The organism is Bowmanella yangjiangensis, assembly GCF_018531185.1.
In the GTDB taxonomy this organism is placed as follows: domain Bacteria; phylum Pseudomonadota; class Gammaproteobacteria; order Enterobacterales; family Alteromonadaceae; genus Bowmanella; species Bowmanella yangjiangensis.
Genome location: NZ_JAHDJU010000005.1, coordinates 128,698 through 151,579, shown reverse-complemented (window position 1 = coordinate 151,579; position 22,882 = coordinate 128,698). Strand labels below are relative to the sequence as shown.

The 22,882-nt window shown below is 47.9% G+C and carries 26 protein-coding genes; 4 read left to right on the top strand and 22 right to left on the bottom strand.

The features are described from left to right. Position 1: 1 nt before the first annotated feature. The 15 genes from rpsE to KJY73_RS21175 all read right to left on the bottom strand — a co-directional run bounded on the left by rpsE (position 2) and on the right by KJY73_RS21175 (position 11,891). Positions 2-502, bottom strand: a complete 501-nt coding sequence (rpsE, locus tag KJY73_RS21245) for a 30S ribosomal protein S5 (RefSeq protein WP_102798677.1) — start codon at positions 500-502, stop codon at positions 2-4. Positions 503-511: 9 nt separating this feature from the next. Beyond that, complete coding sequence (gene rplR / locus KJY73_RS21240; protein WP_188695761.1) at positions 512-865, bottom strand: 50S ribosomal protein L18; 354 nt, start codon at positions 863-865, stop codon at positions 512-514. Between the two features lie 12 nt (positions 866-877). Continuing rightward, complete coding sequence (gene rplF / locus KJY73_RS21235; protein ID WP_206595838.1) at positions 878-1,411, bottom strand: 50S ribosomal protein L6; 534 nt, start codon at positions 1,409-1,411, stop codon at positions 878-880. 14 nt (positions 1,412-1,425) lie between these two features. Beyond that, entirely contained in the window at positions 1,426-1,818 is a 393-nt protein-coding gene (gene rpsH, locus KJY73_RS21230) for a 30S ribosomal protein S8 (RefSeq protein ID WP_188695766.1), read from the bottom strand. Between the two features lie 12 nt (positions 1,819-1,830). Then, positions 1,831-2,136, bottom strand: a complete 306-nt coding sequence (gene rpsN / locus KJY73_RS21225; protein ID WP_206595839.1) for a 30S ribosomal protein S14 — start codon at positions 2,134-2,136, stop codon at positions 1,831-1,833. An 11-nt stretch (positions 2,137-2,147) separates the two neighbouring features. Next, the gene (gene rplE, locus KJY73_RS21220; protein ID WP_206595840.1) at positions 2,148-2,687 is read right to left on the bottom strand and encodes a 50S ribosomal protein L5; all 540 of its coding nucleotides are present in this window, start codon (positions 2,685-2,687) and stop codon (positions 2,148-2,150) included. A gap of 16 nt (positions 2,688-2,703) precedes the next feature. After that, on the bottom strand, positions 2,704-3,018 hold the full coding sequence (gene rplX / locus KJY73_RS21215; RefSeq protein ID WP_188695772.1) for a 50S ribosomal protein L24: 315 nt from the start codon (positions 3,016-3,018) through the stop codon (positions 2,704-2,706). A gap of 12 nt (positions 3,019-3,030) precedes the next feature. Beyond that, a complete protein-coding gene (gene rplN / locus KJY73_RS21210; protein ID WP_188695774.1) occupies positions 3,031-3,399 on the bottom strand; it encodes a 50S ribosomal protein L14 in 369 nt (122 codons plus the stop codon). Positions 3,400-3,765: 366 nt separating this feature from the next. After that, entirely contained in the window at positions 3,766-5,124 is a 1,359-nt protein-coding gene (locus KJY73_RS21205; protein WP_214345625.1) for a DUF4397 domain-containing protein, read from the bottom strand. Between the two features lie 307 nt (positions 5,125-5,431). Beyond that, positions 5,432-6,190 (bottom strand): hypothetical protein, encoded by a 759-nt coding sequence (locus tag KJY73_RS21200; RefSeq protein WP_214345624.1) that lies wholly within the window; start codon positions 6,188-6,190, stop codon positions 5,432-5,434. A 185-nt stretch (positions 6,191-6,375) separates the two neighbouring features. Next, positions 6,376-7,116 carry a 23S rRNA (guanosine(2251)-2'-O)-methyltransferase RlmB gene (gene rlmB, locus KJY73_RS21195; RefSeq protein ID WP_214345623.1) on the bottom strand — a complete coding sequence of 247 codons (741 nt, stop codon included), beginning with the start codon at positions 7,114-7,116 and terminating at the stop codon, positions 6,376-6,378. After that, entirely contained in the window at positions 7,117-9,501 is a 2,385-nt protein-coding gene (gene rnr / locus KJY73_RS21190) for a ribonuclease R (protein ID WP_214345622.1), read from the bottom strand. Between the two features lie 122 nt (positions 9,502-9,623). After that, positions 9,624-10,238 carry a tetratricopeptide repeat protein gene (locus KJY73_RS21185; RefSeq protein WP_232848808.1) on the bottom strand — a complete coding sequence of 205 codons (615 nt, stop codon included), beginning with the start codon at positions 10,236-10,238 and terminating at the stop codon, positions 9,624-9,626. Between the two features lie 81 nt (positions 10,239-10,319). Next, positions 10,320-11,447 carry a MalY/PatB family protein gene (locus KJY73_RS21180; protein ID WP_214345621.1) on the bottom strand — a complete coding sequence of 376 codons (1,128 nt, stop codon included), beginning with the start codon at positions 11,445-11,447 and terminating at the stop codon, positions 10,320-10,322. Between the two features lie 12 nt (positions 11,448-11,459). Then, positions 11,460-11,891 (bottom strand): response regulator, encoded by a 432-nt coding sequence (locus KJY73_RS21175; RefSeq protein ID WP_214345620.1) that lies wholly within the window; start codon positions 11,889-11,891, stop codon positions 11,460-11,462. A 158-nt stretch (positions 11,892-12,049) separates the two neighbouring features. Here KJY73_RS21175 and KJY73_RS21170 point away from each other — a divergent pair, with 158 nt between their 5' ends. After that, positions 12,050-12,262 (top strand): YgaP family membrane protein, encoded by a 213-nt coding sequence (locus KJY73_RS21170; protein ID WP_214345619.1) that lies wholly within the window; start codon positions 12,050-12,052, stop codon positions 12,260-12,262. A 188-nt stretch (positions 12,263-12,450) separates the two neighbouring features. Here the strand turns inward: KJY73_RS21170 and KJY73_RS21165 are convergent, their stop codons facing one another. Both KJY73_RS21165 and KJY73_RS21160 read right to left on the bottom strand, forming a co-directional pair. Next, positions 12,451-14,571, bottom strand: a complete 2,121-nt coding sequence (locus tag KJY73_RS21165; protein ID WP_214345618.1) for a TonB-dependent receptor plug domain-containing protein — start codon at positions 14,569-14,571, stop codon at positions 12,451-12,453. 275 nt (positions 14,572-14,846) lie between these two features. Beyond that, complete coding sequence (locus tag KJY73_RS21160; protein ID WP_206595848.1) at positions 14,847-15,038, bottom strand: hypothetical protein; 192 nt, start codon at positions 15,036-15,038, stop codon at positions 14,847-14,849. Positions 15,039-15,306: 268 nt separating this feature from the next. On the opposite strand from KJY73_RS21160, the gene KJY73_RS21155 reads away from it, so the two are divergent. Together KJY73_RS21155 and KJY73_RS21150 are read left to right on the top strand one after the other, a co-directional pair. Continuing rightward, entirely contained in the window at positions 15,307-16,083 is a 777-nt protein-coding gene (locus tag KJY73_RS21155) for a DUF2884 family protein (RefSeq protein WP_214345617.1), read from the top strand. 50 nt (positions 16,084-16,133) lie between these two features. Next, entirely contained in the window at positions 16,134-16,940 is an 807-nt protein-coding gene (locus KJY73_RS21150; protein WP_214345616.1) for an SDR family oxidoreductase, read from the top strand. Positions 16,941-16,988: 48 nt separating this feature from the next. Here KJY73_RS21150 and KJY73_RS21145 read toward each other — a convergent pair whose 3' ends face one another. Then, complete coding sequence (locus KJY73_RS21145) at positions 16,989-18,419, bottom strand: sodium-dependent transporter (RefSeq protein ID WP_214345615.1); 1,431 nt, start codon at positions 18,417-18,419, stop codon at positions 16,989-16,991. 276 nt (positions 18,420-18,695) lie between these two features. Between KJY73_RS21145 and msrA the strand changes: the two genes are divergently transcribed. Next, positions 18,696-19,238 (top strand): peptide-methionine (S)-S-oxide reductase MsrA, encoded by a 543-nt coding sequence (msrA, locus tag KJY73_RS21140; RefSeq protein WP_214345614.1) that lies wholly within the window; start codon positions 18,696-18,698, stop codon positions 19,236-19,238. Positions 19,239-19,244: 6 nt separating this feature from the next. On the opposite strand, the gene KJY73_RS21135 is transcribed toward msrA, so the two are convergent. From KJY73_RS21135 to KJY73_RS21120, 4 genes are read right to left on the bottom strand one after another with little or no spacing between them, the layout of a single operon-like run. Continuing rightward, complete coding sequence (locus KJY73_RS21135) at positions 19,245-20,714, bottom strand: sensor histidine kinase (protein WP_214345613.1); 1,470 nt, start codon at positions 20,712-20,714, stop codon at positions 19,245-19,247. Beyond that, positions 20,711-21,424: a response regulator transcription factor gene (locus KJY73_RS21130; RefSeq protein ID WP_214345612.1), complete on the bottom strand. Its 714-nt coding sequence runs from the start codon at positions 21,422-21,424 to the stop codon at positions 20,711-20,713. Before KJY73_RS21130 ends, KJY73_RS21135 begins: the two co-directional genes overlap by 4 nt. A gap of 7 nt (positions 21,425-21,431) precedes the next feature. After that, positions 21,432-22,151 carry a spondin domain-containing protein gene (locus tag KJY73_RS21125; RefSeq protein ID WP_214345611.1) on the bottom strand — a complete coding sequence of 240 codons (720 nt, stop codon included), beginning with the start codon at positions 22,149-22,151 and terminating at the stop codon, positions 21,432-21,434. A gap of 10 nt (positions 22,152-22,161) precedes the next feature. Beyond that, positions 22,162-22,860 carry a spondin domain-containing protein gene (locus KJY73_RS21120; RefSeq protein WP_214345610.1) on the bottom strand — a complete coding sequence of 233 codons (699 nt, stop codon included), beginning with the start codon at positions 22,858-22,860 and terminating at the stop codon, positions 22,162-22,164. Between the last annotated feature and the right edge of the window lie 22 nt (positions 22,861-22,882).

Genomic DNA, 22,882 nt, shown 5'->3' with positions numbered 1-22,882 from the left:
ATTACCCCAAAATCTGTTCTACGGACAATCCACGCTTAGCCGCAACCTGCTCTGGAGACTTCATATCCACCAGGGCATTGATAGTTGCACGCACTACGTTGATTGGGTTGGTAGAGCCGTAACATTTTGAAAGTACGTTCTGTACGCCAGCGACTTCCAGTACTGCACGCATCGCACCACCGGCAATAATACCGGTACCTTCAGATGCAGGCTGCATGTAAACCTGAGAGCCAGAATGACGACCCTTAATTGGGTGCTGAAGGGTATTACCGTTCAGACCTACAGTAACCAGGTTACGACGCGCTTTTTCCATCGCTTTTTGAATCGCGGAAGGAACTTCGCGGGCTTTACCGTAACCGAAGCCAACACGACCGTTACCGTCACCAACTACTGTCAACGCGGTGAAGCTCATGATGCGTCCACCTTTAACAGTCTTGGCTACACGGTTTACGGCAATCAGCTTCTCTAACAGTTCACCGTTTTGAACTTCTACTTTAGCCATAATCTACTCCTAGAACTGAAGACCTGCTTCGCGAGCAGCATCAGCCAATGCCTTCACTCGACCGTGATACTTGAAACCGCTGCGATCGAAAGACACTTCAGTAATACCTTTTTCGATTGCGCGTTGTGCGATCACTTTGCCCACTGCAGTAGCAGCATCTGCATTACCTGTTACTTTCAGGTCTTTACGCAGATCGGCTTCAACAGTAGAGGCAGCCGCCAGCACTTCTGAGCCGTTAGCGGCAATCAGCTGTGCATAGATGTGACGGGGAGTACGGTGTACTACCAGGCGGGTTGCGCCCAGTTCACTGATCTTTTTGCGAGCGCGAGTCGCGCGACGCAAACGAGCTGTTTTCTTATCCATCGTATCAACCCCTTACTTTTTCTTGGCTTCTTTACGACGCACAACTTCATCGGCGTAACGAACACCTTTGCCTTTGTAAGGCTCTGGTGGACGGTATCCACGGATGTTAGCTGCAACCTGACCTACTTGCTGCTTGTCGGCGCCTTTAACGACGATTTCAGTCTGAGTAGGAGTCTCTACGCTAACGCCAGTAGGCATTTCGTAGACTACGGGGTGAGAGAAACCCAGTGTCAGGTTCAGTTTGTTACCTTGTGCTGAAGCACGGTAACCAACACCCTGCAGCTGCAGTTTTTTCTCGAAACCGTTGGTGACGCCGATCATCATGCCGTTCAGCAGTGCGCGAGCAGTACCAGCTTGAGCCCAACCATCAACTGCGCCTTCACGAGGCAGAGCTTTCAGGTTGTTCTCTTCTTTAACTACTTCAACTGCACCGTTGAACTCACGGCTCAGCGTGCCGTTCTTACCTTTCAGTGTGACTACCTGACCGGCGATAGTTACTTCTACGCCTGCCTGAATCTCAACTGGGGCTTTTGCTACACGTGACATCGAATAATCCTCCGTTACGCTACATAGCCGATGACTTCACCACCCATGCCGGCTTTACGCGCTGCACGGTCAGTCATCACACCCTTGGACGTTGAAACAATAGCGATACCCAGACCACCCATTACTTTTGGCAGCTCATCTTTTTTCTTATAGATGCGCAGACCAGGGCGGCTGACACGCTCGATAGTTTCAATCACTTTCTTACCTTCGAAGTACTTCAAAGTTACTTCTAAGGTCGGCTTAACGTCACCAGATGCCTGGAAGTCAGCGATGTAACCTTCTTCTTTCAGAACCTTGGCAATCGCAACACGCAGCTTGGAAGACGGCATAGTGACAGACACTTTGCTGGCCAGCTGACCGTTACGGATGCGGGTAAACATATCCGCGATAGGATCTTGCATACTCATCTTAGCTACTCCTTACCAACTGGCTTTCTTCAGACCAGGGACTTCACCACGCATGGCGGCCTCACGCAGTTTGATACGGCTCAGGCCGAACTTGCGCAGGAAACCATGAGGACGGCCAGTAATACGGCAACGGTTGTGTTGACGTGTACGGGCAGAGTCACGAGGTAATGATTGCAGCTTGAGCACGGCGTCCCAACGCTCTTCGTCAGAAGAGTTTACACTGCTGATAATGGCTTTCAGCTCAGCACGCTGTGTGGCGTACTTGGCTACCAGCTTAGCGCGCTTTACTTCGCGCGCTTTCATTGATTGTTTTGCCATAACCCTACACCTTATTTCTTGAATGGGAAGTTAAAAGCAGCCAGCAGAGCGCGACCTTCCTCATCCGTGTTGGCAGTAGTAGTGATAGTAATATCCATACCACGTACCTTATCAACTTTATCAAAGTCGATTTCGGGGAAGATAATTTGCTCGCGAACACCCATGCTATAGTTTCCACGGCCGTCGAATGATTTACCATTCAGACCACGGAAGTCACGGATACGTGGGATAGCGATTGAAATCAAACGCTCTAGGAATTCCCACATACGCTCGCCACGTAGGGTTACTTTACAGCCAATCGGATAACCTTCACGGATTTTAAAACCCGCTACGGATTTACGTGCAACGGTTACAACAGGCTTCTGGCCAGCAATTGCCTGCATGTCGGCAGTTGCGTTTTCCAGAATCTTTTTATCCGCTACAGCTTCACCCAAACCCATGTTTAAGGTGATTTTTTCAATCCGAGGGACTTGCATGACGCTTTTGTAACCGAACTGCTTAGCAAGTTCTGCCACTACTGTTTCTTTATAGAAATCATGCAGTTTCGCCATCGTACTCTCCAATTAATTAAACCAGTTCACCGTTTGACTTGAAGAAACGCACTTTCTTCTCGTCTTCAAAACGGAAACCGACGCGATCAGCTTTACCCGTTTTAGGATTCAGGATCGCTACATTCGATACGTGAATTGATGCTTCTTTCTCTACGATGCCACCAGCAACACCTAACTGAGGGTTAGGCTTCTGGTGTTTCTTCATCACATTCACACCTTCTACTACCAGACGGTCAGACTCAACCAGCACTTTCAGGACTTTGCCTGTTTTGCCTTTGTCTTTACCGGCCAATACGACAACTTCATCATCACGACGAATTTTTCTTGCCATTATCGTGACTCCTTATAGTACCTCTGGGGCCAGTGAGATGATCTTCATGAATTTATCTCCACGAAGCTCACGGGTTACCGGGCCAAAGATACGCGTACCAATAGGTTGCTTGTTGTTGTTAAGCAACACGGCTGCGTTGCTGTCGAAACGGATCAGAGAACCGTCAGGACGACGAACGCCTTTTCTAGTACGCACCACCACTGCATTCAGTACGTCACCTTTTTTTACCTTACCGCGAGGAATTGCTTCCTTGACGGTAACTTTGATGATGTCACCGATATGTGCATAACGGCGATGCGAGCCACCAAGAACCTTAATACACATTACCCTGCGAGCGCCGGAGTTATCGGCAACATCCAGGCTAGTTTGCATTTGGATCATTGTTAGTGCTCCGCTGTTGTTAAGGCCTTCTCAGGCCGTTAGCTGCTTTAATAGTCATACCCCTATAAAAAGGGCGCGAAATAATAACAGAAAAGAATTTGCGGCGATACCCGAAATGTTGAAAAAAACGCCTAGCGGTCTATTCCTTTATCGGTGGGCTCTCCAATGCCGCAAACAGAACAAAACAAAACCTTTATATTCAAATGGTTAGGTTATCTTCAAATGCATTCTTGGCGAAAGTTCGCCCACTAGGGCGTTCTCACTTTTCTGATTGTTCCAAGATTGGGGCGCTTCCTGCTAATTTCACCCATAAGAAGAAAAAAGGCCTCAAAGTCGAGGCCTTTTAATTTGATATTGTTGTGATATCTACGGCAAAAGCACCACTCGATAGCCGCTGGCAGAGCTCACATCTGGCTCGATAGACACCATATAGTTAACCGCTTCATCAATAGCTAAGGTCTCGGTACGATACAGTAGTGTCTGGTTGCCACTGTTGTCGTCGTGCAAAGCGATAATCTCAAAATAGTCGCTGGGTAACGTAATATCTTCGCTATTGGCAAAGCCCAAGCGTTTGATCTTGTATTGTGCAGTTTCAACGGTTTCGTCCTGACGGACAAAATAGATGTCGACATTAGCGTAGTCTTTTACCAAATTGACTACATTCAGTTCATGTTCGTATACCTGGGGAAGATCACTTTCTTCAAAAGCCAGAGTGGTGAGTTTATCTTCTTTATTCAGATAGACTACAACCGTCTTAGCGTCACCTTGATTAAGGGTTAGCAGACGGTTGTTAAAAGACGCGTTGCTTTCAGCGGTGACTGCAGAAATCTGATAATCACCATACCTTACAGAGTGAAACTCGCCCAGCTCGCGACTGGACAGAGCGTCTTGATTGTCAGTGTCAGTACCTTTGACTGTGACGGTCATTCCTTGCTCTTCCAAGCTGTTATACACCCTGTACTGCGCTCCGGCTCTTACATCTTTATAGCTGGAAATTGTTGTAGAGTTGATAATCAAATCGACAGAAAGGTTGTTCTGTGATGTTCCAGCAGACTGACGGACCACCATGGTGTACTCAGTGTCATAACTGAATTTAATAGTTGGGCTCTCGTAAATAACCTCAGTTTTTCCAGGTTCAGTCAGAAACACCACATAGTCTCCGCTGTCCCAATTGGGATTGGCGCTATCAGCATCCCAATACTTACCCTCAATCACGTCACCAAAGCTAAGGCTGTCAATTTTATTGGCATCGTCGAAAGGCGCGCCCGCTTCAGCCATATAAAGATCGTAATTGGTACTTTCAACCGCAGACATTGCGTACAAAATAAAATGATCTGTTAGCTCCTGGCGCTCAAATTTATGTTCAACCAGTGTTGGTGCTTCATAATCACCGATAAGCATAAACAAGGACTTGTGGCTTTCACTTAATGTTATCGATTTGCTCATCACTTCAACCACTTTGTCGTTAGCATCAGTGCGTTTCAGCGCCAGGGTAGCATCGCCTGCATCGACGGTACTCAAACCAGATGCATCACCGTAAGCAGCTCCTCCAAGTTCAGTATCGCCCAAATAAAGGTCGGTATCTGCACTGTTGGGTGAACCGTTATAAAACTGGATATAGGCGCTAGGGTACACGCTATCGTCGCTACTGGAGCCTCCGCAGCCAGCCAAGGCTAAGACAGATGCTGAAACCAGCAGCGGAACAGAAAGAGCTTTAAAATACATTTAGGGTCCTCGTTACTTATAAGGTCAGCTTGACCTCCAAGAGACCAAGGGAAAACAAGCAAGTTCTCGAGGATTCACAATCATTACCAATCTTTACATAGCTTTACAATTCCCATTAACAAAGCCACATTTAATTGGGTTTTGCGCCTAAACACTGGCGCTTTTTTAGCGTAGGAAAACGGGCAGAAGGATAGATTTCGTTGCTAACGGAGTTTCACTCTAACCGTACCCAAGCACCTTTTAAGATTACGGAGCTCTTCTTAGCCTTGGATTGGGCGGTTGGTAAACCAGAAGGAACATTCAGGGGTTATGGATGTATAGGGTCATCTAAGTAGAAGTCCTGCAAAATTCTCTTCAAGGTACCGTCTTGTCGATATTGATTAATCTTTGCCTCTATTAACGCAAAGGCCTGTCTATGCTCAGCATGGCAAATGATGTTGTCGCGGATGACTAGAGGAGAATAATATTCTGCATAAGGATAGTGCTCTTTTAACCCCAGTTCCTTGTAGGCAAAAACAATATCGGGATAAAACGCAAAAATTAAATTTACCCGACCTGAAACGAGCAGCTTTAAGTTTTCTAGCTCAGTTTGCACCATAAAGGTTTTCCGAGCCTTAGCCATCATCTTTTGCATGGTTTCACTAATCGGAACGCCTCTGACCAAACTGATCACATCTTCGTTTGAGACATCATCCACACTACTTACCAGATGATGCTCATTAGTCGAAACGACTCTGACCAGTGCCATATTAAATGCGCGGCTACTTAGCAAGTCACGCGGTAGCAAGTTACGCTCTGCCTCTTCAAAGGTTTCTACCCCAGGGGAATAACATGCAAAGTTACCTTGTAGAAAACTGGCTTTGGCTCGCTTCATTGGCATCACTACCACTTGATAGCGTTGCGCCAAATCGGTTTCAGAGAGGATTTGTGACAATAAATGATAATAGACACCTGTCGGCTCATTACCTTTATCGCCGATTTGAAATAGTCCGCTGAGTTCAGCGGCAGCGATAACGTTGCGCTCTTCGGCCAGTGCAGAACTGGAGATAAATAACCAAACTAGCACAGGGGGCAACCAGTACCCCGTATATATATTTCTCAGGCGCAAAATTAAGGCTTGATGTCGGCTCACTACTGGAAAAACTCTATAAAGAACAATTGCTTTTTGTCTATCTGTTTAGCATCTATTGGGTAAAAATCACAACCTAACACCCTAGCCCCCAATGAGTTATTTTGTGCGAGCCCGAAAGGCTACATCTGCCTTTGTCTTACCACCTCAAATAAACAAATCCCTGTTGCCACCGACACATTCAAACTAGATACCGAGCCCGCCATGGGCAGTTTGATAAGTTCATCACAGTGTTCGCGCGTAAGTCTGCGCATTCCCTTACCTTCTGCCCCCATAACCAATGCAATGGGACCGGTTAGCTTAGACTGGTATATGTCCTGCTCTGCTTCGCCTGCGGTTCCCACAATCCATACACCGGCCTGCTGAAGCTCTTTCAAGGTTCTGGCCAAATTAGTTACTTGAATCAAAGGAATTACCTCGGCTGCACCGCACGCCACTTTACGTACCGTTGGCGTTAAAGACGCAGACTTGTCCTTTGGCACCACGACAGCATGTACACCGGCAGCATCCGCTGTACGCAGACATGCCCCCAAATTATGCGGGTCGGTAACCCCATCAAGCACCAACAAAAACGGTGTGGTATTACGTGCCACAATCTCATCCAAGTCCTTCTCATCATATTGACGACCTGGCCTGGCCTTGGCAACTAGACCTTGGTGTTGCTCACCTTGAGCCTTGTCATCCAGGGTTTTACGCTGACAGAACTGTATAGAGACACCAAAACGCCTGGCCTGATTGATGATATTGGTCAGGCGCTCATCTTCCCGCCCTTTCAGCACAAAAAGCTCAATCAAACGTTCCGGCTCACGCTGCAGCAGCGATTCGAGAGCGTGGATGCCATATAGCCATTCTTGCTGCGCCATTTACTTCTTTTTCCTACTGGTTGGTTTGCCTGACGCCTTGCGGCCGCCCTTACGCTGTTCACTGTCTGGTGACTCGCTGCGCCTGCCTTGTCGGGCCGGGGCTTTCGCTTTGCCGCCCGTTGGCCAGGCTGATTTTGCTGCTTCCTCGGCTTTAGGTTTCTTGGCCTTTCTAATCATCACCTTGCGACCGCCTTTGCCTTTACCCATAGGCTGATCCAACACGAAGTCGATTTTGCGATCATCAAGATTAACCCCGGCCACTTTCACCCTGAGCTGATCACCGAGGCGGTAGACTGTGCCGAAGTTTTCACCGATCAAATGCTGCTTTAACTCATCATAGTGATAGTAATCGTTTTCCAGCGCGGAGATATGCACTAAACCATCGATATGGAAATCACTCAATCGCACAAAGAAACCAAAACTGGTTACCGAAGCAATCACGCCATCGAAACTGTCGCCCACATGATCCAGCATAAACTCGCATTTCAGCCAGTCAGCCACATCGCGGGTGGCATCATCGGCACGGCGCTCGGTCATTGAACATTGGATGCCCAATTGCGAGACCTCTTCGTCGGAGTATGCCTTGCCGCCAGTTTTGCTCTTACGTGATGCCAGCTTATCCAGTATCGCTTTAATCGCCCGGTGCACCACCAAATCAGGGTAGCGACGAATGGGTGAGGTAAAATGTGCATAGGCGTCAAGTGCCAGACCGAAGTGACCAACATTTTCGCGGTCATACACAGCCTGCTTCATCGACCGCAACAACATGGTTTGGATCAACTCCTGATCCGGACGGTTGGCAATTTTATCTACCACGTTGGAGAAGTCCTCAGGCTTTGGATCTTTTCCAATACCGTGTGGAATTCCCACTTCGCCAAGGTAACTAAGGAAACTTAACAGTCTGTCTTGGTCGGGCTTGTCATGCACTCGGTACAAGCCTTCCGCCTGGTGCTTTTGCAAGAAATTGGCCGCACTGACGTTGGCCAGAATCATACATTCCTCAATCATCTTGTGCGCGTCGTTACGCACCACCGGCACTATATGGTCAATCTTGCGCTGGGCATTAAAGATAAATTTGTTTTCCTGGGTTTCAAACTCGATAGCACCGCGTCTGCCACGGGCTTTTTTCAGGGACCTGAACAAATCGTGTAAATGCCGCAGGTGCGGTACTAAAGGTTCATAACGCTGATAGAGCTCCTTGTCTCCCTGCAGGATGTCCCATACCTTACTGTATGTCAGACGGGCATGAGAATTCATCACGGCTTCATAGAAGCGGTAGTCTTTAAGTTGTCCGGACTTGGAAACTTGCATCTCGCAGACCATGCACAAACGATCAACTTGCGGGTTTAAGGAACAAAGCCCATTGGACAGTACTTCCGGCAGCATTGGCACCACCTGCTCGGGGAAATACACCGAGTTACCTCGCTCAATAGCTTCTTTATCCAGTGCCGTACCAGGGCGCACATAATAGCTGACATCGGCAATGGCGACCCAAAGCTGCCAGCCACCATCTTCCAAAGGCTCGCAGTACACCGCATCATCAAAGTCCCGGGCGTCTTCACCGTCTATAGTGACCAGTGGCATCTCACGCAAATCGACACGTCCTTGCTTGGCCTCTTCCGGCACCTGCTCGGTTAGGCCTTTGACCTGCTTCTCAACCTCTTTTGGCCAGTTATGCGGAATATCGAAGGTACGCAGTGCCATCTCAATTTCCATGCCGGGTGCCATATGTTCACCCAGCACTTCGATAATCTTACCGACGGCATTCACGCGTTTCATTGGACGCTGGATAATTTCCACCACCACCACATGGCCTTGTCTGGCACCATTCACATGCTCAGGAGGAATAATAATCTCCTGACAAATACGACTATCGTCCGGTACCACCAGCCCCAAACCATGCTCGAGGAAGAAACGACCGACAATGGCTTCGCTACGTGGCTCGACAATACGTACGATGCGCGCTTCTTTCTTACCTTTGAAATTCTGGCTGCTCTCTGTCACCAGCACAATGTCGCCGTGCAGCAATGCCTGCATCTGTGCATTGTGAATAAACAGGTCCGGTTGGCCGTCATCGCGCTTCAGAAAACCAAATCCATCGCGATGTCCCAGCACTTTTCCGCGTATCAGGTCCATTTTATCTGCCAGGCCATATTTCTTGTTGCGGTTGAACAAGATTTGACCTTCCCGCTCCATGGCACGCAGTCGACGCTGAATACCGATCCGGCTTTCCTCGTCGGCGGCATCCACCAACTCGCAGATTTCTAGAAAGGACAGCGGCTTGTTGTGTTCGGTTAAAATTTGCAGCAGGTATTCGCGGCTGGCGACAGGATTTTCGTACTTTTCCTGTTCCCGTTGGAAATAGGGATCGTCAGATTGAGACAAATGCGGAGTCCGTTATATGAGGTTTAGGTGCCTAGTATAGCGAACTCGCGCTTTGATAGTAGTAAGGAATTTCAGGCGGTCCGTTCAGACCTTATGATTAAGGAAGCCAAATAAACCTGAAACTAACTGTCTAACTCGCGTTTAGCGGCACGTACGGCCTTGGGATGCATCAGTTTTTCCAGCTCAGACAAACAGTGTGCAATTTTCTGGTGAGTGGGTTTATCACTGGTGATGGCATTATACAGCCAGTGGTAGGCATCCTCGTAATCATAGGGGCTGCCATAGCCTTCGATAAACAACTCAGCCAAACGTATTTGTGCTTGGAGATTGCCAAGGCCCGCGGCCTCACGCAAAAACACCACGGCCTTTTGCTTATCTTGCTGAACTAACTTACCTAAAGCGTAGTAACGACCTAATTGCTCCAATGCTTCAGGTAAGCCTTGCTGCGCGGCCTGCTTCATAAAGTTTACGCCACGCTCAGGATCGGCTTTTACACATACACCCCAGGCTAACATATCGCCCCACAGGAACTGATAGGCTGGCACTAACAGGGTGTCAGCACGTGCCTCAATATCCTGTACCAACTGACATTTATCCAGCACCACTCTATCAAGATGGGTGTTCTGCCGAATCATGCCAATCAGTTCATCCTGAGAATACAACTGCACCGCTTTTAGCTCTTCGGCCTGTGCAGACAAAGACAACAGCATCAGGGTCAGACCGGCAATGGCTTTCATTTTCAATCCTCTTCTAAGTCTGTTGTCTTTATCGGCGAAAAGACAGAATACATAAGCAAACTGCCCTTCGTACGAGCCTGGCTAGGCTTTCAAACGGTGGACCACTTGCTCCAACTGGCTACGCGGACAACCAAAGTTGATCCTGAAGAACTGCTTATCACCAAAGTCAGCCCCTGGTGAAGGGCCTACCCCTCGCTCTTCACACCAGCTTTGCGGATTCTCGACTCCCAAACCACTGGCATCGACCCAGGCCAGGAAGGTCGCTTGCGGGGTGAGCATTTTAAGGCCAGGGATCTTATTAATCTCTTGCATCAGGTAATCACGATTACCCCGCAAATAACTTAGCTGCGCTTCGTACCAGTCATCACATTGACTAAAGGCCGCTTCGGTAGCATAGAGCCCCAACACATTGACCCAAGGCACAATCCCCATGGCAGCTTGCACAAACTGCTGGCGCACACGGGCATCCGGGATGATGGCAAAAGACGCACCTAAGCCTGCCACATTAAAGGTCTTACTGGCAGCCATCAGCGTTACTGAATTGTCTTGTAAACTCTCTAGCTTGCTGGCTGGAATATGTCGCGCCTGTTCATCCAATACCAAATCACAATGAATCTCATCTGAACACAACATTAGATTGTGGCGTTCACAGATTTCGGCAATTCGTTGCAGTTCAGCTTCACTGAATACTGCGCCAACCGGGTTCATGGGGTTACATAAAATCAGTAGCTTGGCTTTAGGATCGGCCGCTTCGCGTTCCAGAGTTTCAAAATCCAATTCCCAGCGGCCAGCATTCTCCAAGGTAGGAATATCTACTCTTTGTAACTTATTCAGACCCGGGGCGGCTAATAATGGTGGGTAATTGGGGACTTGCACTAATACTTTGTCACCCTCTTCACAGTAGGCTTTACAAGCTACGTTAAAGGCAGGTACCACACCTGGCGTCCAGACGATCCAGTCGGTTTCAATCTGCCAATCATGTCGGCGTGCCATCCAATCCTTAATAGCTACTTTTGCTGGTTCATACTGAGCTGGCAGGGTGTAGCCAAGTAAGCCATGCTCTACCCGCTGGTGCAGGGCATCTAAAATAGGCTGCGCACATTTAAATTCACTGTCAGCAACCCATACAGGCAAGATGTCCTTGCCAGCGTATTTATTCCACTTAAACGAGCAGCTTTCACGCCGATCGATTATCTGATCAAAATCCATACAACCCACTTTTTAATCAATAATGTCTTGCCGGTAATCTCGTTGCAATTTTTCACGCAACACCCTGGCTAGCTTTTCCTGTAATTCTTTCCTGGAGAAAGGTTTAGCAATAAATTCAGTAACGCCAGCTTTGGAAGCCTCGACGACATTTTCCCGGGTAGCGTCACCAGTCAGCATAAGGAAGGGAGTTTGCGGTTCAAGTTTCCGAAAAGCTTGCAAAAAACCCAGACCATTCATCTCTCGCATATGCCAGTCGCAAATAACCAAATCATAATAGCCACTGCCGATATCCTTAAGATGTTCAAGAGCCGGGCGCCCGTCGCCAAAAAAACTGATATCAGCGAAGTTCATGTCACGCAGAACATGTCCCAACAATTCCTGGGTAATACCATCGTCTTCCAGCACCAGCGCGTTGAGAAACACTGCGCTTATCGTTACATCCATCCGCATTCTCCCTGCTGAAGCCTCACTATATGCCCTGTCACCATCACAAGACAAATTTGATCTGGAACAATTTATTGCGTTCAGGAATTTGACTGGTGTCAAAGTTCAATTTTTGTTCAAACCAGATAATGATGCCATCAAATCGGCGGAGAAAAACGATGAAAGATAAAGACAATGTTGGCATTCTGGATACAGCCGTTCGTTCAATTCTGTCCTGTATCCTGTTGGCTCTTGCTGTAGAGGGTTTGTACTCTAATACCACCAGCCTGATATTAGCCGCACTAGGGGTAGTATTGTGGGTAAGCTCGTCTACCGGTGTTTGCTTGCTGTATAAAATGCTGGGTGTGGATACCTACCACAATAAAGCTTAAAAGACTGGCTAAGCATGATTAGCTACACATCAGAAGTTGGGTAGGTATGAGGCTGTCCTCACCTACCCATGCAAGCTTTGCTGCTACGAATTATTAATAATCTACTGTGCAAAAGTGCTAAGCCGCAACAGTACATGATGCATATGGTGTCTATTCACCTAGGATGAAAAATCCAGTCAAACACAAGATTAAAAATCAATATTCAAACCAAGAGAAACGGCAACAGCTTCTGAGCGGTAGCCGCCATAGGAATCTCGATAAGAACGCTTGTTAAGATCTTTATCAAAAACACCAAGCACATTGTGCAGATCTACGGCCAGGGTAAATCTATCTTTTAATTTGTAACGCATACCAAAGTTCAGAAATACCTGTTCCTGATAACCCTTCTCCCAGTCAGGAGACACAAATCTGTCTCTATGCGTGGCCACTCTGAAATCTCGAAAATCCCTTGAGCCATCGAAGCCCCAAATCGCTCTTAAGGTGGAAATGAAACTGACCTGCTCATTGAGAAAATAGGTGTACCAGATTTTAGAGGTATGAGTGCCCCAGTCGGCCAAATCATCGCCGAAACCGTAGGGTTTTGCCGTTACAAAAGTCAGTGTATTTGGTTGCAATAACTTGAAGTCAATCAGCTTAGTATAAGCTTGCGAAATGTTTAGCCGATGCGAACCAGTTTGGATGCTCCACTCTGCTTCCAGCCCCCACTGAGTTTGCGTTCCCAACAGCGTAGTGCGACTATTAGCCTGATCCCATCCCAAAGAGTCCAGATCAATATAATAGGCACTTAAGCCCAAAGAGGCTTCATCTGTTGTTCGTTCATAACGAGCCTCGATACTTTTAAGTACCTCTGGCCTGGAACCGGAACTACCTTGCAGCTCTTCGTCTCGCAACTGAGCAGAAGTTTTCATCCGTTGCGACTTAGTCATCAGAAACTTGAAAACATTGATATCGTCATTGGAATAAACCATGGACACGCGCGGAGAATACATCACATCGGTATAGGTATGCGTGTCTATGCGCCCACCTAAAAAAAGCGTCCAAAACGGATGGGGGCGCCATTGCCATTCGCCGATTACCGAACCGGTTTTGGTGTACCAAGCAGCCTTGTCTTGGCGGCGTAAACCGAATTCCTCGTATGCAAACTCTAGCCCCACTGCCAGATCTGAATTTTCGGATGCCCGCCAGTTTGCAACAAGTCTGGAGAACCACTCATCTTCGCCATAATCAGCAATGTTAGCACTAGGATTTGGTTCAATTTTAACCACATCCGTCTGATCAAAACTGAACATCCAGTCAACACTGAATCCATCCCAAAGCGTATGGGTTTGCTGCAACGTTGCCGTAACTTGCTCATACCCCACCTTCGATAACTGCTCTTCAGGCTCTGATCCACCAACCGGTGGCAACGCCTGCCAGAAGAATACTGTGGCAGAATCCCTGCCACCTCTGGTATATCTCAACCAAGCCTTAGTATCTTTGTAATCTATACCCAGATGAGCCTTAACAAAGGTCTTGCCTTCGAAGGCTTCACCATCCCTAGATATGGTGGGAAAGGCTTCTCCTCTTTGGATTGTCTCACCCGTGGCCTTGCTAATCGCGTCAATACCATGAATAAGCGGCGAATCATCGTCGTCAGCGCCTCTAACATCCGCCAATTCAGCATTGAAATACACACCGATATCATTTTCAAACAGCTTACTAAAGTTGGCATCCACTGCATAAAATGCCATCCCAGCGCCGCCTCGAATACTCACACTATTCTTGTTGCTCGTGAAAGCATCAAAAGTCGTAATATCAATGACGGTGGCAACGGCACCCAAGCCGTACATGGAAGAGCCCGCACCTCGAATCACGTCAATATGCTCGATATCTTTCATCAAGGGAAAGTCCCTCTCAGTTATCGCTCCACGAGCAGTGCGTTCATTCATCACTCTACCATTGACACGGATCATAACTTTGTCTTCACGGTCACTGGTGATTCCGCGCAAACCGATATGCGGCACATCGAAAAAGTGCCGAATTACCTGAAGCCCAGGTACCGTCATTTCAAGTAGCTCAAGCAAAGAACGTGCGCCCAATTCCTGGATTTCGGCTTGATGTATTCGGGTTACTGCAGCGGGGATTTTTGCACGGCTGGTTTCGGTTAAAGAACCGGTTTCCACCACCCTAATCTGCATCAGTTCGGCTAAGCTCATCTTCCATAGACTAGCGGCGACACTTTCTTGGGTTTGAGCAATTGAAACGGCAGGCGCAGCTAAGAAACAAAGGATGCAATACGATACCCTGTGGGCAGCTACTGAGTCAGCCATGCTAACATCCCCGGTAACGGAGGAGTCTATTGTTTAGAAGCTAGAAGAGAAAAAGCCTAATGGCAAGTCCCTCCAGTTGCTGAACAAGATATGGGTTTTATTGAGCTGTGAGCCCACTATATCGTCAGTAAAACCAACAACGTCGCTCTGTCATTGCTATCGTTAAAAAATGCCTTGCCCATAAAAAAGGGGAAAGATTTCTCTTTCCCCTTTTTCATCTCTTTGTTCTGGTAAACAGCAACAGCGCGGCTGTGCGTGCCACCAAAACTAAAATATTAAATAGCGTAACTAAACAAGATGCACAGTACCAAGCCAGTCACACCGAAAAAGCCATACTCAACCTTTTCTTTCATTACATCATCCACTAACACAGGCTTGTGGATCATTGCCATAATGATGCTGCTAAAGCCCAAAACAAAGGCCATCAGTGCCAAGCCAAATAATACGGCTTCGGTCCAGTTGCTCATAATTCACCCCAATATCGTTCAAGCTGAGGTTATTATGCACCAAAAGCCGCCTAGAGATCAGTGGCTTGGATCAAATTTTTTGCAACTTCAAGCGAATTGTTTGTTGCCTAATTTATGGCGTAATTCACTAACACTTAACAAAGTTAACCATACCTCACCCTTCCCCGCATTAAAAATAAAGCCTATCCACCTGTTTTTAAAGAGATTTAATCTTTGGCATAAGGGTTGCTGTAATCATACAAAGCACTGGCTCATTGAGGATACGAATATGAAAGCACTTATCGCCGCCACAACCATACTGTGCAGTTCTGCTGTCATGGCCCAGGATTGCAATATGAACATTAAAGGACATATGACGCTGAACCACAGCAATCTCACCTTAAAGTTAGATGATAATCGCAGCCTTTTGCTGGACGGCCATAGCGCTCGCCTGAATGGCAACGCAATGAACTTAGATGCTGATCAACTGTACCTATTGAATAGTTATCATCAAAAGGTCGAAACCCTGGCACCTAAGGTTGCCAACCTGGCGCTGGATGCTGTTTCTCTGGCCAACGAAGGAATTAATCGCGCTTTCAACGAATTATTGGGTGAAGACAATGATCTGGTTGCTGACTTGTCAGCAGAGATTGAAAACCTAAGGGGTAAATTAACCACTGAATTCTACGCGCAAGACGGCAGTATCCGTTTTGACTCTGCACGATTTGAAGACGGCGAATTTCTAGGCGAAGACTTCGAAAAAGAATTTGAGCAACGCATAGAAAGCCTGGTTCAGCGCTCAATGGGAAGCTTGATGATCGCTTTAGGTAAAGAGATGCTATTCAGTGGTGGTGATATGAAGGCGTTTGAAGCACGTATGGAAAGCTTTGGGGCGCAACTAGAAGCCGACATGGAAGCGAAAGCTGATGATATCGAGGCTAAAGCGGAAGTGCTGTGCGTAGATTTAAGAGCACTTGACCGTCTGGAAAGTGAAATTAACGATGAGATTCCTGCATTGGCTAACTTAGATATGATCAAGGTTTCTGCGTCCAGCCAATCCATGTAAGCTGCGCTTACCTTTCATTCTCCCGAAGCGGCGAAAGCCGCTTTTTTTGTATGTTTAAAACAATTGGCATTTGCGGCTGTGGCTGGCTGGGCTTTCCCCTGGCACAACAACTCATAAACAGTGGGTATACAGTGTTAGGTACATCCCGCAGTGACAGTAAACTTAAACTGTTGTCAGAGCAACGCATCAGCGCCCACAGATTCACACTTGGTGAACCTTTACCTTGGTCTGCTAATCCACCACAAGTATTAGTACTGAATCTCCCGCCGGGACGCAGGCAGTTTGATGAACTGACTTTTGTCAGCGATATGACAGCCCTGATTCAGCAAGCTACAGAACAGCAAAGTAAAATTCTCTTTGTCAGCAGTACATCCGTTTATGGTGAAGTCGCAGGTGAAATAACCGAAACTCAACTGCCACTACCCCAGACTGCATCAGCCCAAGCTCATGTCATATTAGAGCAACAGGTATTAGAAAGTGGCCAAGGCAGTGTGTTACGTCTGGCAGGCTTGATCGGCCCCGAGCGACATCCAGTCAAACAACTCAGCGGCAGAGCGCTGGATAAGGGCGAGCAGAAGGTCAACCTGGTGCATCTGCAGGATGTCATCACAGTGATTGCGGCCATCATTCAACAGGAGCAGTGGCAGCAGCTTTTTCATCTTAGCGCTACTGGGCACCCGAGCAGAGCAGATTTCTATAATTGGGCCGCGGTGAAAGCCGGCCTGCCTCCTCCCCAATTCAGTCAGGAGATTACCCTGGACGAAGGACGATGGATCAATGCGGAAGCTAGTTTGAAAAAATTAGGAGTCAGGCTGCAATATCCAAGCCCTTTCGATATGCCTATAGAGCTCAACTGAAAAAATAAAGGCAGCCTTGGCTGCCTTTATTTTTCAAGGAAGTCTCTGTCAGAACAACAGGTTCTTGCCAAAGAATACCGTTGAGACAGTGTTTACGAAGATAACTGCCAAGATCACAGGAATAAAAGTCCCCAGCGAGAAGTTGACATACTTCTGCAGCAAGGACCCTGCAAAGGTACCGTTACCTTGGCTGATTTCCGCATCAAAGTTCTGCTTACGCCATTTGTAGATAACAAATAAACACAGCAACAGGCCGTTAAGTGGCAAGATAGTTTCATAGAAAATATCGTACACCACATCGAAGAACGACTTAGTCAACGGCTCACCCGCGGCATTCAAACCATAAGAAGTCAGGTTGGAGAACAGCTCAACCCGGCCAAATGACAAGGCACAGATGATCGCAAGCAAGACCATGCCACCGCCAAGGAAGAACAGCGCCTTACGACGGCTGACACCTTTGCCATCCATCAGGCTGGCAACCGGCACTTCAATAATGGAGACCAACGAAGTGAGGGCGGCAAAGAATACCAACAGAAAGAAAAAGCTGGCGATAAAGGACGCACCGAAATAACCAATGTCGGATTGCAGCGCCAGGAAAATCTTCGGCAGGAAGGTGAAGATCATACTAATGCTCGACTCAGACAAAGTGCTGAGCTGCACGTCAGGGTTGAATGAGAATACCGCTGGTAAAATCAATAAGCCTGAGCAAGCCGCTACCAGTAGCGACAAGCCGGCTACCATTTTACCGGCCTGTACAATGTTGTTTTCTTTTTGGATGTAAGAACCGTAAGTGATCAGAATGCCCATGGCCAGTGATAAGGAAAAGAAGGCCTGTGCCAATGCACCATTTAATACTTTGCCTGTTAACTTATCGAACTCAGGGATAAGGAAGAACTTCACTCCCAACACCGCGTTTTCCAGCGTCATCACATAAATAACCAAGGCTATCAGCATCAGGAACAGCAAAGGCATCAACACCTTAGCGGCCTTTTCTATGCCCTTTTTCACGCCCCCTTGCAGAATAAGGAACGTCAGGCCAATGACCACCGCCATATAAATAAACAGCTCATCGCTGTTAATAAAAACGCCAAAACTCTCTGGAGCGGCCAGAACCTTCAGTTGTCCCAGCACTGATTTGGCCAGATAGCCGAATATCCATACAGTGATGACCAAATAAAACACACCAATCATAAAGGGCGTGATAACCGACATCCAGCCAACCGTGCGCCAGGCACGATTCTGACCTATCTCTGTGTAGGCACCTAGTGGGTTCTGCCGGGTATGACGGCCCAGACTCATCTCGGCAAGCATCACGGGTAAACAAATAAAAAATACGAAGATGGCGTACATAATCAAGAAAGCGGCACCGCCGTTCTTACTTGCCATAACAGGGAATGCGACCAAATTGCCTATGCCTACTGCCGACCCTGCGGCAGCCAGGACGAATCCCAGGCTGGAACTGAATTCTTCACGCTTCATAACGTCGTGGACTCCTGGAGTTTATCGTTGTAGTTGTGTTCCGGATGGCCGATGTTAACAGCCAAGTAACAAAATGTCTTTGCCGTAAACGTAAATATTCGTGCCCTCAGCAGGCCGCGGATTATCAGTGGTTGGCAACAAAGCTTCAGCAGAATAACGAGCTGACTTCTAAAGCGCACTTTGGTTGAGATATTATGATGATAATTCCGGTCTGATCTACGACGCGAACGTTAATTGAGCTTGCACTGATGCGGGCTTTTCACGCAAGAGGTAAAAATGGCAAAAACTATTCATCAGGCTACATTAGCCGGTGGTTGTTTCTGGTGTATTGAATCGGCATTTAATGCCTTGCAGGGCATTGAGTCGGCATACTCCGGCTACGCTGGCGGTCATATGCAAAACCCGACTTATAAAGCGGTTTGCGAGGGTGATACAGGGCACGCCGAAGTGGTGCGCATAAACTATGATGCCGACCAGCTCAGTTATCGGGATATTCTGGAAATTTTCTTTGCTTTACACGATCCAACGCAACTGAACCGCCAAGGCAATGACGTTGGCACCCAGTATCGCAGTGCGATTTTTTATCATAATGATGAACAGAAAGCTGTGGCAGAATCTCTGATAAAAGAGTTGGCAGAACAAGATATCTGGCCAGACCCTATTGTTACTGAGGTCACCGCGCTGAGTAATTATCATCAGGCAGAAGACTATCACCAAGACTATTTCCGCAACAATCCGCAGAATCAATACTGCAATATGGTGGTAGCTCCAAAACTCGCCAAATTCAGGCAGAAATTTGCAGCTCGCCTGAAAGGCTGAGGTCGATCAATAAGAAGCCTGTTTCAATTCAAAGCTGAAGCAGGTTCCCTTACCCAACTCACTTTGTACTTTAAGTTCAGAGTCCAGCAGCGCCATCAGTTTTTTACTGATAGCAAGCCCCAACCCTGTATGCAAGGTGCGATCTTCACGGCTGTTGCTAGCACGATACCTGGCATCAAAGATGTAGGCGAGTTCGTTCTGACCAATACCCACACCGGTATCCTGCACTTCTACGCGAACTTTGCCATCCCGTAAAACTAAGCGAATATTAATACGCCCTCCGCAAGGAGTATGGCGCAGCGCGTTCTCCAGTAAGTTGGTCAACACCCGTTCCAGTTTGGCAATATCTGCAAATACCTGGCAACCACAATGCTCAGGGAAGATATGCAGTTCAACGCCTTTTTTTCCCGCACTCAGAGCGAACTTTGCGACCACGTCATACAGCAGCTCACCGAGCGGAAAAGCTTCCTGGCTTAGGGTGATCTGCCCCCCCTCCAAATAAGCTAGTTCAAAAATTTGGTCAATAAGGCGCTTGAGATTACGAGCATTCTTAAGTGAAACCTCAACAAAGCGCCTGCGCTCAGACTCACTCAGGCTTTGTTCGTTTAAAGCCAGCGTCTCGATATAGCCTTGTAGATTGGCCAAAGGTGTTCGCAGATCATGGGATAAATCGGCCAGCAATACCCGTCGCTGTTCGTCCAGTTGCCGCATTTTTTCAAACTGGGTATTAATTTGTGCTGTCATTTCCTGAAACGCGCAACCCAGTTGCTGTACCTCATTGTGGTTACGGCCAGTACATTGCTCTAATTTCTGCACCTCGGCACTGGCGCGAAAAGCCTGCATGGTAGCAGTGAGTTTCTGCAACGGCCGGGTGAAAAAGCGAAACAACCCCAGAAGCACGACCAACAAAAATAGCAGGGTGGTTCCCACCCATAAGGCAAGTTGCTGTAAGGCGGTACTTTCCCACACCTTAGCGAGCACTGAATCATAGGCCTCGCCGCCAATGATCATATACAGATATCCTTGCAACTTACCGTCTTTGTTAACCGGTGCCACCGAGAATATTTTCTGCCCAAGAGGATTCCTGGGGTCGTCACCCAGTACCGGTGCTGTATCAGGATGCTCTAGTAATTGCATGATAGGTGCCAGGCTGACTGTCGTGCGACGAATTTTCTCGGCATCGGCGGAGTAAGTAAGAATCTTGCCGTTTGGATCCAGATAGTAGAATTCAAAACTGGGACCCAGCAGCATCAGCGTGTGAAATAAGTTTTCCAGCCCCTGGTAATCATAAACACCTTCAGCCAAAAGTGGATTGTCGTGTACCAGATGCGCAGCCAAATCCAGGTGTAAACGCTGCTCAGCTTCCAGCCGGGTGCGCGCGTGTAGCTCACTACTCCACCAATAAAACACGCCTAACATCAGCATAAATACCAATACCAGAGATAAAGCCAAGCGTTGGTAAAGGGACAAATTCATGCCCGAACTCCCTGCGGACTTAACTTGTACCCGACTCCCCATACGGTTTGAATAATTTGCGGTTGATTTGGATTTTGCTCCACTTTATTGCGCAGCCGATTTATGTGGGAATTCACCGTGTGCTCATAACCGCTATGATGGTACCCCCACACAGACTCAAGCAACTGGCTGCGGCTAAACACTTGGTTGGGATGGCGGGCCAGATAATAAAGCAGCTCAAATTCCGTTGCGGTAAGTTCTAAGGTCTGTTGACCCAAACTGGCCACATGCTGTGCTTGATCGATGCAAAGCCGCCCCAAATGCAACTTAGTAGTTGCGTCCATCGGTTGTTGCTGGCTAAGCAATGAAGCCCTTCGTAACTGGGCACGCACCCTGGCCTGCAACTCCCGGACACTGAATGGCTTAGTCATATAGTCATCAGCCCCTAGCTCCAAGCCAACCACTCTGTCCATCTCAGTATCTTTTGCAGTTAGCATCAGAATGGCCTGAGCGGGCCTGGCTTGTCGCACCTGACGACAAATATCCAGGCCGTTAATATCGGGTAACATCAAATCCAGCAGCAGCAACCTATATTCATCTGACAAGGCTTCTGCCACCGCCTGGCGGCCCAGATTAATGTGCTTTATTTGTATGCCGATTTCCTGAAGATTGACTCTAACAAGCTCAGCAATATCCAGATCATCTTCAACAAGCAGCACCTTGTCAGTCATAGTGATGTCACTCCACCCGGGTAATGTGTATCCTGATAACAGGGTTATCAAAGCGATGCGCCTGAGTTAACACTGAATCGGCTTTACCATCATCCTGGCTAACCACACCAGGGTGCATAGCAACAAAGTCCATGTCATCCCGCATAGCATCAAAGCCAACACCTCCATCAGCTGGACCAGGAATAGTACCGGCTAATTCAGAGTTAGCCTCTGTGCCCGCATCATATGCACCAGATGTCATGCTCCAGCTTTCGCTTAGCTGCATCGCATCCAGATTCAGTCCAGTTAGACCGGCAAAGGCATCATTGGTATTCACCAACATGGTTACCAACGTCAGATTTGCGGACTCCGCCGCCTCAAGCTGGAGGCTAAAGGTCTGGCTCATGCCGGGCATTAGCGGGGCATCAGCTGATGCTGTGACTTTATTACCGGCAAGTGCCAGCAACCCGGCGTTATCGCCACCTTCTGCTATCTGCTCAAGTTCCACTGAGGCCATTTGGCCAACTTCCCACAGTGCGCCCTCATTTCTAAGCAGCAAGGCGGCAGGAGACAAAGGCTGTTCATGGGTCAGATTACTGAGTGTCACTTCAAAGGTTTTCATCTCGATAGGAGGAGGCGTGGGGGGCGGATTACTCACCTCGGGATCATTGTCACTGCCGCAGGCACTGAGCCCACCTAATGACGCCAAACCCAGCACTAATCGTATAGTTGAATAAGTCAGCTTCATCACACTCTCCTTAGTTAACAATCACGGTGATCTTGGCCACCGGATTCAACCAACGCTGTATGCTGCTGTTAATATCGCTTTCTCCGCTGGTGTCATCACTGTCACCGAGATTGCCGCGATGTATATGTACGGTTTGGTTGGCCTCTTCAGTGGTTACACCCAGACCGCCCTGACCAATCATCGCATCCAAAGGTGGCGGCACAGGAAACCCGGCTTCTCCTGGCATACCACTACCACGTACCTCATCATTCGCTTCAGTACCGGCATCATAGCCATTCAGGTAAATGTGGTAGGTACCAGGTTCAGATGGAATCGGCCAACTATCCAGGCCAACAAAGCCATCATTCGTAGGTAACAACATGCCGACCAGCGACAAACTGGTGTTGCCTTCATCATTGGAGAGCATGCCACTGGCCATCATGCCAGGACCAAGTAATCCCCCCGCAGGATTTTCCAAATTATTCGCGCCACCATTACCCATCTGATTAGCTAAAAGCTCAATATTGCCGCCTTCAGCCATAGCTTGCAGTTCGGCGCTGGCTTGCTCGCCAGCCCGGAACAGCATCATCTCGTCAGTGTGTGCACTAATCAGGAGCGGGGTGAAATAAATTCCCTGAGTCAGATTCTGAACTTGTATTTCAAGATCGGCAGCGTGACTGGTGGTTGAAACCAGCAACACTGTGGTAAGAACAGAAAGTTTGGTTTTCATTGCTTTTCCTCTTCATATGGTT

Bases quoted from the DNA above. Each gene is read 5' to 3' on its own strand.
- rpsE (WP_102798677.1), bottom strand. From the start codon at position 502: ATGGCTAAAGTAGAAGTTCAAAACGGTGAACTGTTAGAGAAGCTGATT.
- rplR (WP_188695761.1), bottom strand. From the start codon at position 865: ATGGATAAGAAAACAGCTCGTTTGCGTCGCGCGACTCGCGCTCGCAAA.
- rplF (WP_206595838.1), bottom strand. From the start codon at position 1,411: ATGTCACGTGTAGCAAAAGCCCCAGTTGAGATTCAGGCAGGCGTAGAA.
- rpsH (WP_188695766.1), bottom strand. From the start codon at position 1,818: ATGAGTATGCAAGATCCTATCGCGGATATGTTTACCCGCATCCGTAAC.
- rpsN (WP_206595839.1), bottom strand. From the start codon at position 2,136: ATGGCAAAACAATCAATGAAAGCGCGCGAAGTAAAGCGCGCTAAGCTG.
- rplE (WP_206595840.1), bottom strand. From the start codon at position 2,687: ATGGCGAAACTGCATGATTTCTATAAAGAAACAGTAGTGGCAGAACTT.
- rplX (WP_188695772.1), bottom strand. From the start codon at position 3,018: ATGGCAAGAAAAATTCGTCGTGATGATGAAGTTGTCGTATTGGCCGGT.
- rplN (WP_188695774.1), bottom strand. From the start codon at position 3,399: ATGATCCAAATGCAAACTAGCCTGGATGTTGCCGATAACTCCGGCGCT.
- KJY73_RS21205 (WP_214345625.1), bottom strand. From the start codon at position 5,124: ATGTATTTTAAAGCTCTTTCTGTTCCGCTGCTGGTTTCAGCATCTGTC.
- rlmB (WP_214345623.1), bottom strand. From the start codon at position 7,116: ATGGCGCAGCAAGAATGGCTATATGGCATCCACGCTCTCGAATCGCTG.
- KJY73_RS21185 (WP_232848808.1), bottom strand. From the start codon at position 10,238: ATGAAAGCCATTGCCGGTCTGACCCTGATGCTGTTGTCTTTGTCTGCA.
- KJY73_RS21180 (WP_214345621.1), bottom strand. From the start codon at position 11,447: ATGGATTTTGATCAGATAATCGATCGGCGTGAAAGCTGCTCGTTTAAG.
- KJY73_RS21175 (WP_214345620.1), bottom strand. From the start codon at position 11,891: ATGGATGTAACGATAAGCGCAGTGTTTCTCAACGCGCTGGTGCTGGAA.
- KJY73_RS21170 (WP_214345619.1), top strand. From the start codon at position 12,050: ATGAAAGATAAAGACAATGTTGGCATTCTGGATACAGCCGTTCGTTCA.
- KJY73_RS21165 (WP_214345618.1), bottom strand. From the start codon at position 14,571: ATGGCTGACTCAGTAGCTGCCCACAGGGTATCGTATTGCATCCTTTGT.
- KJY73_RS21160 (WP_206595848.1), bottom strand. From the start codon at position 15,038: ATGAGCAACTGGACCGAAGCCGTATTATTTGGCTTGGCACTGATGGCC.
- KJY73_RS21155 (WP_214345617.1), top strand. From the start codon at position 15,307: ATGAAAGCACTTATCGCCGCCACAACCATACTGTGCAGTTCTGCTGTC.
- KJY73_RS21150 (WP_214345616.1), top strand. From the start codon at position 16,134: ATGTTTAAAACAATTGGCATTTGCGGCTGTGGCTGGCTGGGCTTTCCC.
- KJY73_RS21145 (WP_214345615.1), bottom strand. From the start codon at position 18,419: ATGAAGCGTGAAGAATTCAGTTCCAGCCTGGGATTCGTCCTGGCTGCC.
- msrA (WP_214345614.1), top strand. From the start codon at position 18,696: ATGGCAAAAACTATTCATCAGGCTACATTAGCCGGTGGTTGTTTCTGG.
- KJY73_RS21135 (WP_214345613.1), bottom strand. From the start codon at position 20,714: ATGAATTTGTCCCTTTACCAACGCTTGGCTTTATCTCTGGTATTGGTA.
- KJY73_RS21130 (WP_214345612.1), bottom strand. From the start codon at position 21,424: ATGACTGACAAGGTGCTGCTTGTTGAAGATGATCTGGATATTGCTGAG.
- KJY73_RS21125 (WP_214345611.1), bottom strand. From the start codon at position 22,151: ATGAAGCTGACTTATTCAACTATACGATTAGTGCTGGGTTTGGCGTCA.
- KJY73_RS21120 (WP_214345610.1), bottom strand. From the start codon at position 22,860: ATGAAAACCAAACTTTCTGTTCTTACCACAGTGTTGCTGGTTTCAACC.